Raw genomic sequence first — 12234 nt, forward strand, 5'->3', positions numbered from 1 at the left:
GCTTCATAGGCTGCCAGGTTTTTTTATAAGTCAAAGGGGTCTGTATAACTCTAGTAATTATTCATTTAACAATAAAATGAATACGCTTTCTTTTATTATTGGCCATCAAAGGAGGAGAAGAGAATGAACAGAAAGCACTTTCGAAAAAGGCTTTTCTCAATAACGATGACTACTGCGCTCGTAGTTGGGATGTTTCCGGCATTCACTCTGCCTGCAGCCTCTGCTGCTACCGTAAATTCTATCTACGCTGCCGCCCATATGGGGGCTACAACAATTGCAGATACAACGCTGCCAGCCAGCATTGATATCGGAGGCCAGAGCACAGCAGTGAACTGGAATATTGGAGCAGATACCTTTGCCGTGCCATACGATGCCGTGACCGTCAGCGGTACAGCAAACGGGGGGCCGGTCGTAGCCAGTGTGGAAGTTATTCCGCCCGCAAGTAATCCGTTGGTTTACTTTGTGGATAGCGGCAGAGGGGGCGATTCCGTAGGCAACGGGCCTACTTCCTCGCCGCTGTACGAAGCGGTCCGCACGCTGAGCGGCAGCGATTTGCTCAACCAGTCACCCGACCAGAAGTATATCAGCGGTACGGCGGACTGGGGATTTGATGATTCCGTAAACAAGGTCAAGAATTCCAAAGACGGGGGACTTACCGATCCAGCCACCGATCCGTCCCTATGGACTGTCGGACTTCGTGCCGACCCTGCCAGCAATCATATCGTGTATAAATTAAAAGCGCTTGAAGCTGGAACCTATACGCTCAGCAGCGGTTTCCATGATTGGTACGGCAGCCGCTCCCGTGTAATACGTCCTCAGATCGAGTATAAGGATGCTAGCGGGGCAACCAAGACCATCTTGTTTGACCAGTTCAACACTAATGTGACTAAACTAATTTCCGGCGAATTCACCATTCCTGGAGACATTGACGTTAGTAGTCCAATGACGTTGACTTACGCCTATGTTGCTGACGAAAAACCTATTTTGAGCTGGTTCGCCGTTGCCAAGGGCGGAATCAAGAAACAGATCGAAGAGGCTACACAGAGCGCAGCTTCTATGGTCAAGGTTCTGCTTGACGGCAACGATATCCAAGCTGACAATGTCAACGGCCTCACATTCAAGGGATTTGGCGTACTAAGCGCTAACAGCACCAGTGCGCTTTTGATGGACTATAAGTCAGAGCATCCAGAGGCTTATGCAGAAATGCTACAGATCTTGTTCGGTGGAGAACATCCGCTCATGACGCATGTGAAAATCGAGATGGGCAATGACCGCAATAACTCCACGGGACCTGACCCGGCGACTATGCGTACGGCCGATGAAGAGGCAAATGTTACCCGGCATCCCGGCTTCCAGCTTGCCGCAGATGCCAAGGCGGTGAACCCTGATCTTAAAGTGAGCATCCTGAGATGGAGTGCTCCGGCCTGGGCGAATAACAACGACAAAATCTATACCTGGTACAAAAAAACCATTCTGGCCGCTTATCGTGAATACGGTTATATGGCCGATTACGTTAATCCTTATATCAACGAGCACGCTCCAGATTTGGCGTGGACCAAACAGTACGCTGAGAGAGTCAAGACTGACAGCGAAGGCTTCAACAGCACCGAAGAGCGGGAACTGTACAACCGGATCAAGTCTGTGATATCCGATGAAGTCGGGATTGGCAGTTTCGGTGCCAGTATGGTGAGTGATCCTTCTCTGCGGGAAGCCGTGCCGATCGCTGGATACCACTACAACACGGACGACGACAGCGCAGGCAATTTCAAAAAACTTGCAGAACAATATGATATTGAGGTTTGGAACAGCGAGGCGCAGTCTACCTTCAGTAATTCCTCTTTCCGTCCCAACAACAATATGAAAGATCCTACAGTGGCAGGAACAGGAATTGGTGGTGTCGGCAGTCCGCTGGAGATGAGTAACACGATTATTAAAGGATTCGTTAACTCCCGCCGGACACACTTTATTTACCAGCCCGCCATTGGTTCCTTTTATGAAGGCGGACAATATTCCTTCAAGGAATTGGTCAGCATGCGCGATCCGTGGTCGGGATGGATTCATTATGATGCGGGTCTTGTCACTTTGCAGCATTACAGCTGGTTTGCGAATGTAGGCTGGGAGAACGAGGATAATACTGCTGGGATCTGGCGAGCGGTTCCTCAAGCCAGCTCTACAGGTGCGACAGGCACCAATCCGGTCAGCGGCCGCAACGGTTCCCCTAGCTATATAACCCTTGCAGCACCTGATAAAAAAGATTTCTCTACGGTTATCGTGAACGATAGCGAGTATTCCAAAATCTACAAGCTGCAGACAGTCAATATGGCTTATACGGGTAATCCATCCATGGAAGTATGGGAAACCCGTGCCGCTGATGCAGGAGAAGCGTTCAACAGCAATTATATGCAGTATCTCGGTGATGCCACTGCTGATGGCAGCGGGGTGTATACCGTTAAGGTTAAACCGTATTCGACCGTGACTGTGTCTACTTTGAAGAACAAGGACAAAGAAGAATATAATACACCGTTGCCTGTAGAAGGCGAGCGTACCGTACTGGATACCGATACTACAGGAGCGGGACACAGTACTGGGGACAACATTCTGTACGCTGATGATTTTGACTATTCCAAGCAGACTGTTGTGAAGATTGGTGCAGGCGGTCAATCTGAGGGTACCCAGAGCTATATCAAATCCCGCGGCGGTTCCCAAAGCGTTATCCCGCGTTTTACCCATGACCGCAACGGGGCATTTGAGGCCTATCTTCCGGACGGTTCAGACAATTATGTCCTGCGGCAGCAGCTGGACACGGGAACCATGGGGCTTGGCGGCACATGGAACAGCGGAGATCCCGTAACGGCCATCGGCGACAACCGGTGGATGAACTACAAGGCCAGTGTTGATGTTTCGTTCGAAACAAACAATACTCAGGGCGGAGCCAATTATGCTGCGATAGGCGCCCGTTATCAGGGAGGTGGCAGTTCCCACTCCATAACCGGTACACCGTATGTGCTGAAATTCTGGTTCGACGGCGGCTGGCAGCTGCTGGTCAACAATAGCGCAGTTGCGAGCGGAAATGCCGCGAACGGTTCCGGCGGCGTGAAGATCGACGGATTCGATACCGCATATGACGCATGGCATAATATTGCCGTTCAGGTTGCAGGCGATAAAGTGACTGCCTATCTGGATGGGGTGAAGCTGGCTTCCTATACCGACCCTACTCCTGAATTGTCCGGCCGGGTAGATCTGGCCAGCGGCTACTATCACGTCCGCTTCGATAATTTGAAGGTGGAGAAGGTTGAGGGCTACACGCCGTATTATTCAGAGCTTCTAGACAATCTTGAGATGTATGACCTGGCTGCGGCTCCGAACCCTAAACTGATCTATACCGGGTCGTGGAGCCATATAAATGGAGCGGGCATGTACATTTACCAGCGTTCTCTTTCTACCAGCCAGGCTGCAGACGCTGCAATGGAATATACGTTTGAAGGCACCGGACTGGATATTTTAGGAGCGAATAACGGATCGGCGAAGCTTGAGGTAACGGTGGACGGAAAAGTTATTGCTCTATCGGCTGATACATTAGCTTCCAAGGAGCTGTACCAGACGTACGCACTCCGCGGGCTTAAATATGGCCAGCACCATGTGCAGATACAGGTGGTAAGCGGCACCTTGGTTGTCGACGCGGTGGCGGTTGTTTCCGGGGAAGTAACCGGTACTGTAGATACTGCTGCTCTTCAGGCGGCGGTAACAGCCGCGAAAGAAATAAACAAACAGGATGAATATTCGGACAGAGAGTGGCAGCTCTTCGTAGATGCACAGAGCGCTGCACAGGAAGCACTGGATAATCCTATTTTATACAAATTGGATCAGGAAGGAGTTACTCAGCTTGAAGCACGCCTGATCTCCGCCCAGAACCAGTTGACTACGGGAGATATACGGGAGCTTGTCGCTCCTCAGGATTTGGCTACTTATGCTGGAAAACTGCCGGATCTTCCAGACAAGGTGGAAGCCACTCGGGCAGACGGATCCAAATTGCTGGTATCAGTAAAGTGGAATGTAAATGCGGCCAGCTTCAACAATCCGTATGAACGGGTAGCTGTAACCGGCACTTATGGAAATCTGAAAACAACTTGTTATGTGGAAGTGGTACCGGAGGGGCTCTTATACTTCCTCGATGCTGGTGTATCGGTGGACGGTATCACGCCGCCGTATACGTTAATCAAGGATTTTGTAGGTGACAGCTTGCTTAATAACAAGGCGGATCAGCCTTCGACAGGCAATGGCGTATGGGGGCATACCAGTACTAAGTACCTCCTCAAGGGGCTTGGTGGCGCTGTAGTTCCTTCTGATAAAAGTCAGACAGGTGTTTATGGTTCGGATACAAAAAATAATCCACTTGTATACCTGCTCCCTTTGAACGCAGGCAAATATACGATTACGTCATTCCATCGGGACTGGTGGAACAACACCAACCGCACGATGGATATTACGCTTAGCTATATCGACGCTGAAGGGAAAGAAGTGACCAAACCGGTCCGAACCGGACTCGTCGCAGGTCCTAATGGCGCTATGATTAACTATGACTTCACGCTTCCGGTGAGCGGTACTGTGAAATACTCAATAAACAATACGTATTCAGGCAATCAGGCGGCATTGATCAGCTATGTGGCTGTAGCTAGAGATAAAGCCAGTGTTGCTAATGAGCAGGCTGTAAATGAGGCTAAGAGTATCATAGAAGGTGCGGTATACAGCGTGCAGAAGGAAGTGGCAAACAGCGAAGAAGCTGTCCAGACTTGGCTGCTGCAGACGATAGGCGCTCTGCCCGGTCTCAATGATACCGGAGTTGCGATCGGTGAGATTACCTTGTCTTCCTTCCAAGAAGCAACCGATGAGACTAACGGCAGTTTCAGCTTTACGGTATCACTGAGTAAGGGAGAGGCCACAGCGGACAGTTCGGTGAGCGGAACAATCAAGCTGCCGGAACCGGATACTGTTCAGCCTTTGATTACTCTGTTAGGTGATGCAATAGTGAATTTGCACATCGGTTCTGAATATACAGATGCAGGAGCGACTGCTTATGATGACAAGGATGGTGATATTACAGACCGTATAACAACAACAGTTAGCAGTGAAGTATACGGCTTGACTGCTCTCGATACAGCGAAAGCTGATATTTATACCTTCCATTATAATGTCAGCGATACCGCAGGCAATAAGGCTGAAGAAGTGACAAGAAAAGTAGTCGTTGCACTTGATCCGGATGTAATGAAGCCGGTGATTACACTGCTTGGTGAACCGTCCATTCAACTGGAAAATGGCGCAAGCTATATGGATGCTGGAGCCACAGCGGTAGATGACCGTGACGGCGACATTACGGAGCTTATTATAGCAACGATTACGAAGAATGAGGAGAATGTGCTGGCACTGGACACTAAGGCGGCAGGCATCTACACCTATCATTATAATGTGAGTGATGCGGCGGGCAACGCGGCTATTGAAGTGACTAGAACCGTGACAGTGGGCGAAGCAGAGCACCCTCCGGTAGTGACGCCAACACCAACACCAACACCGACATCGACGCCGGAACCGGAGCCAACAACAGTACCAACATCTACGCCGGCGCCAACGGAAGCACCAGTGTGGACGGTAGCACCGACACCAGCAGTCATCCCGTCCCCAACGCCAACACCGCTGCTGCAGACCGAAAAGGTTCTTGATCGAAAGGATTTCACGGCACCGGTTGGAGGAGTAATAACGGTTCAGCTCACTGAAGCTACAGAATCCGTGCTCCTTCCAGCAGGACTATCAGGAATCATCGGAGAGAACACTCTACGTCTGGCTTGGAGTAAGGTTGCTATCGATCTGACCCCAGAAGTGCTGAAGAGCATTCAAGAAAAAGCTACTGGAGGTCAAACGGAGGGGGCGCGAATTAAGCTCTCAGCAGTGAAGGTATCCAGAGATGCTGTGGAACAGTTAATCAATAATCGGGCTGTTAATGGTTCCGTACATTTATCTGCGGCAAGTGATGTGATTAACTTCAGCTTGGAGGTTGTTGCTGCCAACGGCACTGCTGTAACGGTAACTGCTTTTGATAAACCGTTGACACTTACGTTCAACGTAGATCCGGATGCCAATATAAGCTTGCTCGGCAGCTACTATGTTTCTGCAAATGGTGCGCTTGAATTCATGGGCGGAACGTTGACTAATGGTAAATGGACTGCTGAAATACGGCATTTCAGCCAGTATGCAGTCCTGGAATACGATAAGCTGTTCACAGATGTAAGCAGTGACAGCTGGGCCAGCAATGTGATTAAGACCATGGCTGCGGAGCATATTATTGAAGGCATTTCCAGTACGGAGTTTAATCCGCAAGGGGATGTAACTAGGGCACAATTCGCTGCTATGATTGCACGCGCGCTTGGGCTTAAGGCAGGAAGCCATCCAACATTTGGTGATGTGGATTCCAAAGCCTGGTATGCCGAAGCCGTTGCAGCTGTTAGCGGAACGGGTATCGTGCTCGGACGCAGTGCGGATTCGTTCGCCCCGGATCAGAGCATTACCCGCGAGGAAATGGCTGTGATGATCGTTCGTGCTTATGAATATTTGCAGGGAAGCGAGACCAATGAACCTGCTGTAGGATCGTTCAGTGATTATTCCCAGATTCATGACTGGGCGAAGAACGCAGCAAACATCGCCGAACAGGCGGGACTGATCAAGGGACGCGGCAATAAGCAATTCGCGCCACAAGAGACGATGACCCGTGCCGAAGGTGCGCAAGTTATCTCCAATCTGCTGGGATATTTGTAAGTAGCATTTCAAAGAACCTGGCAGGCTGCATTAAGCGGGCTGCCAGGTTCTTTATAGATTTGGAGAGACGGGGGAGTGCTTAGGAAAACAGCGGCCGGAAGTCCAACTATTCACCGCAGTAGCGATTGCATCTTTTTTGAAGAATCCTTGAATTTGAGTTTTAAAGCTCAGCTTCTTTTACTATATTTTCCGGGTGGAATGCCCGTGATGTTCTTGAAGGTACGGATGAAATTGGCATAATCGTTAAAGCCGGACAGATAGCAGGTATCGGATACGGAGTTCCCGGCGGACAAGAGCTGCTTGGATAACGCAATTTTTTTGAGCAAGACGTAACGGTAGATGGTTCCGCCTGTCTGCTGTTTGAACAGATGGCTGAGATAATATTTATCGACGTTCAGTTCTCCAGCGATTTGCTCCAGTGACAGATTTAGATGCAAGTGGTTGTCGATATAGCTCATGGCTGATTGAATATGTGAGGAAATGATGCTGGGCACGGTAGATCGGGTGCGGCTGTACAGCTCATTGATGAGGACGAGGATCTGAACCAGGTAGGTCAGAGCCAGAACTTCGCTCCCGTACTGCTGATTCTCTAATGTCTCAATCAGGCGGGAAGCAAGGGCTGTATACTCTGCAATCAGCGGTTCATCCATTTGCGCGAGATTATGCTCTCCGGGCTGGCGGTTCTGGAAACAAGCGAGCAGATTTGTAGTTGCGGTACAGAAGGGATAGACAAGCGGAGCTTTGAAATGGATAGTCAACCGTTCATAGGGCTCCGGAGATAAATTGATGATTTTATGAATCTCGTGATTGTTGAACAACAGGACATTGCCCCGCTGCAGGGGATAGCTGAACTGATCTACAAAACCGTTCACCTTGCCGCCCAAGAACAGGAAAATTTCATAGTGGTCATGGATGTGGAAATCCCTGGTAGGTGAGATCGGCGAATTTCCGATACCTGCCAGAATATCTCCATCGAACGGCTCATAATACTGGGCATGCTTCATTGGAATTGCCCCTTTCAGATTGATCACAATATACGCAATAAAACATCATTATTCGCAAAGACATTGCAATAATACAACACTAAACTATAGTAGAAGATTACGCAATATAACAAGATTCAGGCGGTAGGCAAGAGAAGTAGCTGTAGCTGATTAGATGCAATTGAAAGGGTGGAATTGTGCATGAATGGGAAGGAACAGCGTAAATACTGGCTGGATACAATGCTGCTGATCGGGGGGCCTGTGCTGAATGCTTTGGCTGAGCGGAAATTAAAGGAACAGTTGCCTACAAAGTTTCATAGTGACCGGAGCCAGTTTGCCCATTTGGAGGCTTTTGCGAGATTGGCATGCGGAATGGCCCCTTGGCTTGAGCTAGAGGGACTTGAGGGTGAGGAAGAACAGCTTAGAGCCCGTTATGCCGGGCTAATGCTGGAAGCCATTGATGCCGCTGTTGATCCGAATTCACCTGACTATATGGAATTCAAGGCTGAAGGCCAACCGCTGGTTGATGCGGCATTCCTGGCACATGCGCTGGTGCGTGCACCAAAGCAGCTTGCCGGCAAGCTGAGTGCGCGGGTCAAAGGCAATGTAATAACAGCGCTGAAGCAGACACGCCGGACAGCGCCAAGCGGCAGCAACTGGCTGCTGTTCAGCGCAATGGTGGAAGCCGCTTTGTATATACTTGGCGATCCTGAATATGACCGGATGCGCGTTGGCTATGCGGTCCATATGTTCATGGATTGGTATAAGGGCGACGGAGTTTACGGGGATGGCAAGGACTTTCACTGGGATTATTACAACAGCTTTGTTATTCAGCCGATGCTGGTGGATGTGGTAGCACTTTTTGAACTGGAGTCGGAGCAATATTCCGCATTGAAACCGCTGATTCAGCAACGGGCACAGCGATACGCTACTGTTCTCGAACGGATCATTGCACCGGATGGAACCTATCCCTTTATCGGGCGTTCGATCGTTTACCGTTTTGGGGCGTTTCAACTGCTGTCGCAGGCGGCGCTGCAGCATTTTTTGGAGGAAGCATTGCCCCCTGCACAGGTACGCTGCGCTTTGACAGCTGTGATTACGCGAATTATGGAATATCCGGGTACGTTGGATGAGTCCGGATGGCTACGTCCGGGGGTATACGGTTATCAGCCGGAGCTTGCGGAGAGCTATATCAATACAGGCAGTCTTTATTTATGCGCCTCCGTATTCCTCCCGCTGGGGCTGCTCCCTTCTGATCCATTCTGGTCAGGGGAAGAGATGAAATGGACTTCACTAAAAATTGCAGCCGGTGAGGATGTTATGAGAGATCATGCCTTGGAATAAAAAGTATTCAGCCATATTAGTGAAGAATAAGATGCTTCGCGGATCTGACTGACCTTTAAGGAGGAAAAAAGGCATGAATAAACAGATGCTTTTGGAAATAGTGCATGAAATGAAGCCAGTCGATCTGAGCTTGTATTATCCAAAGGGGGATGCGGCTGCTTTTTGGAAACGGGCGTTATCATCAGGAGTACTACAGGCAGATATCAGCGAGATCCGCGCGGAGGCGGTAAGGCTGGACGGGCAGTCTATACCTGAAATGTCGTATACGTTATTTTCCATTTATTCGCGTACGGGTTCAAGGCTGGAATATGAACGGGTCTATTTTGAACGGAGAAGAAGGCTGAATACTTATGTATTTCTGGCTTTGCTGGAGCCGGATCATCCGGAAGTACTGGAGAAGCTGGAGGACATCCTCTGGGCTATTTGCGATGAGTACACCTGGTGTCTTCCGGCCCACCTCCCAGCGGATCATAATGCAGCTGATATCAACCGGTATATTGATCTGTTTTCTTCCGAGACCGGATTTACTTTAAGTGAAGTTTTACTTTTGCTCGGGGAACGACTTTCGCAGCTTCTGAGATCCCGAATCCACCATGAAGTAGAGCAGAGACTGTTTCGTCCATTTCTTGAAAATGGTCCTTATGATTGGGAGACAGCGCGACATAATTGGGCAGCGGTCTGTGCGGGATCAATCGGGGCTGCTGCCTTGCTGTCTGTGGAGGACCCAGCCATGCTTGCGGATATTCTGCTGAGGACAGAGCGCGCCATGTTGTATTACCTGGAAGGGTTCGGTGAGGACGGTGCCTGTCTGGAAGGCCTTGGGTACTGGAATTATGGGTTTGGTTATTTCACTTATTATAGCGATCTCCTCTGTTCCAGAAGCGCAGGCAGACTGGACTGGTTCAACCAAGAGAAGGTAGCGCAAATCGCGCGCTTCCAACAAAAATGTTTCATTGACGGAAGTCATGTAGCCAATTTCTCTGATTCAGTGCCTCAGGTGCTAGTACATATGGGATTGTCTCATTATCTGGCGGAAGTCTGTACGGATGTCGAACGCCCCCCATCCGCTTTGCGCGCTCCTTACACTGAAGATCATTGCAGCCGCTTTGCACCGGCTTTCCGCAATCTGATCTGGACCAGGGCTGGCAAGGAGGACGAAGCTTGGCAAGCCGCCAGCTATTATCTCCCTGATGCCGCTTGGCTTGTCTCGCGTTATGTGTCAGAGGCGGGTTCATTCGGATTCGCAGCCAAGGGCGGGCACAATGCTGAACCGCATAACCATAATGATCTGGGACATTTCATTCTGAGCGGCCGGGGAGAGATCTACGCATCCGATCTTGGAAGCGGAGAGTATACCGCTGATTATTTTGGGGCTGGCCGTTACCAGTATGACTGCAATGGATCGCAGGGCCATTCGCTGCCGATCATTGATGGCCAGTATCAGCTGGCCGGTCGGGCGTTCAGGTCCACAGTGCTGCATGCATCGGCGGAGGAGAATGATGAGCTGACATTGGATCTGACACAGGCGTATCAGGTAACAGGACTACAGTCCTTAATCCGTTCGTTCGTCTGGCATAAAGAGGAATGTCCACGGCTGGAGCTGACAGACACTTACCGGTATGCGGGAATTCCGGCGTGCTGGACGGAGCGGTTTGTCACCTGGCGTGAGCCTAAGCTCCTTCATCCGGGTACCTTGCTGCTGCCGGGGACTACGGCTCGCGGCGTTGAAGTGACATACGATTCACTGAAAGTTGAGCCGGAGATTACTGTGCATGTGTACCGGGATCATTTTGGTATGGAGAAGCTCTGGTATAGTCTGGACTTCCATGTGCTTCAGCTTGGCGCGGTGGGCAAACTGGTATTCACTTTTCAATTTCTATAAAAGATGGGCCTGAGCTTATAAAAAGTCCTCTATCAGAGGGTAGAGGCTAATTCGAATAAAGGCGGGATTTAGATGAGTAGATTAGTAAAGCAAGCTTGGGTAGACGAGGCTTGGGGCAAAGCCTTGGAGAAGACTAGAACGAACAGCCGGAGAATCGGTGCAGAATTCCCCCATGCCAGTCAAGGCGGCAAATACGTGCTTGAAGCACCAAACTGGTGGACGGCCGGCTTTTGGCCGGGAATGCTCTGGCAGCTCTATGCTGAGAGTGGTGATGAGGATTTGAAAGCGATTGCTGAGCAGTGTGAGGAACGGCTTGACGAGGTGCTGGATGGTTATGTGAAGCTGGACCATGACCTAGGTTTTATGTGGCTGTTGACCAGTGTTGCGAACTACAAGCTCACGGGCAGAGAAGCATCACGAGTCCGGGCGTTGAAGGCAGCTAACTATCTGGCGGCCCGCTTCAATCTGAAAGGACGCTACATCCGGGCCTGGAATCCATGGAGTGAAGGCGAGGATAACAGCGGGGTAGCCATTATCGATTGCTGCATGAATACCAGCCTGCTTTTTTGGGCCTCCGAAGTAACAGGGGATCCACGTTATCGGCATATCGCTGAGGCGCATATGGATACGGTGCTGGAGCACTTCATCCGGTCGGATGGTTCGGTTTATCACATCGTCAAATTCAACCCGGAATCGGGCGAAGTGGTTGAAAAGCTTGGCGGGCAAGGTTATGCGCCCGAGTCGGCTTGGTCGCGCGGGGCAGCCTGGGCGCTCTACGGACTGTCATTGGCCTATCATCATACGGGCAAACAGAGTTACCTCAATGCATCCAAGCAGGTCGCGCATTTCTTCTTGACCCGTCTGCCCGAAGATCACGTTCCACATTGGGATTTCCGTGCTCCCGGTGAAGTTGGGGAGATTCGGGATAGCTCTGCAGGTTCCTGTGCAGCGAGTGGCTTGCTCCTGCTGGCTAGCCAGGTGGACGACTCGGAGGCTCATGTGTATCGGAACGGGGCTATAAGAATTACTGAATCCCTTTATCGGAATTATGGAACTTGGGACAATGCAGAAGAAGAAGGATTGCTGCTTCATGGTACGAGTAACTATCCTGAGAATCGGAATATAGATGTTCCGCTTATCTATGGTGATTTCTTCTATGTCGAAGCGCTAGCTCGGCTGAAAGAAGCCGGACCGTTCTACTGGGAATAGGGGGGATATGAT

At 50.3% G+C, this 12234-nt stretch carries 5 protein-coding genes; 4 read left to right on the forward strand and 1 reads right to left on the reverse strand.

The features are described from left to right. The first annotated feature begins 123 nt into the window (after positions 1 to 123). On the forward strand, positions 124 to 6804 hold the full coding sequence (locus MHH50_RS07120) for an S-layer homology domain-containing protein (protein ID WP_340034128.1): 6681 nt from the start codon (positions 124 to 126) through the stop codon (positions 6802 to 6804). A gap of 167 nt (positions 6805 to 6971) precedes the next feature. Here the strand turns inward: MHH50_RS07120 and MHH50_RS07125 are convergent, their stop codons facing one another. After that, the gene (locus tag MHH50_RS07125) at positions 6972 to 7808 is read right to left on the reverse strand and encodes an AraC family transcriptional regulator (protein WP_076307333.1); all 837 of its coding nucleotides are present in this window, start codon (positions 7806 to 7808) and stop codon (positions 6972 to 6974) included. A gap of 180 nt (positions 7809 to 7988) precedes the next feature. Between MHH50_RS07125 and MHH50_RS07130 the strand changes: the two genes are divergently transcribed. The 3 genes from MHH50_RS07130 to MHH50_RS07140 all read left to right on the forward strand — a co-directional run bounded on the left by MHH50_RS07130 (position 7989) and on the right by MHH50_RS07140 (position 12222). Continuing rightward, positions 7989 to 9131 carry a DUF2264 domain-containing protein gene (locus tag MHH50_RS07130; RefSeq protein ID WP_340034129.1) on the forward strand — a complete coding sequence of 381 codons (1143 nt, stop codon included), beginning with the start codon at positions 7989 to 7991 and terminating at the stop codon, positions 9129 to 9131. Positions 9132 to 9204: 73 nt separating this feature from the next. Beyond that, positions 9205 to 11013 (forward strand): hypothetical protein, encoded by a 1809-nt coding sequence (locus tag MHH50_RS07135; protein WP_340034130.1) that lies wholly within the window; start codon positions 9205 to 9207, stop codon positions 11011 to 11013. Positions 11014 to 11085: 72 nt separating this feature from the next. Beyond that, positions 11086 to 12222 (forward strand): glycoside hydrolase family 88 protein, encoded by a 1137-nt coding sequence (locus MHH50_RS07140; protein ID WP_340034131.1) that lies wholly within the window; start codon positions 11086 to 11088, stop codon positions 12220 to 12222. Positions 12223 to 12234 lie beyond the last annotated feature (12 nt).

Source organism: Paenibacillus sp. FSL H3-0302, from assembly GCF_037982245.1.
GTDB lineage: Bacteria > Bacillota > Bacilli > Paenibacillales > Paenibacillaceae > Paenibacillus_AQ > Paenibacillus_AQ odorifer.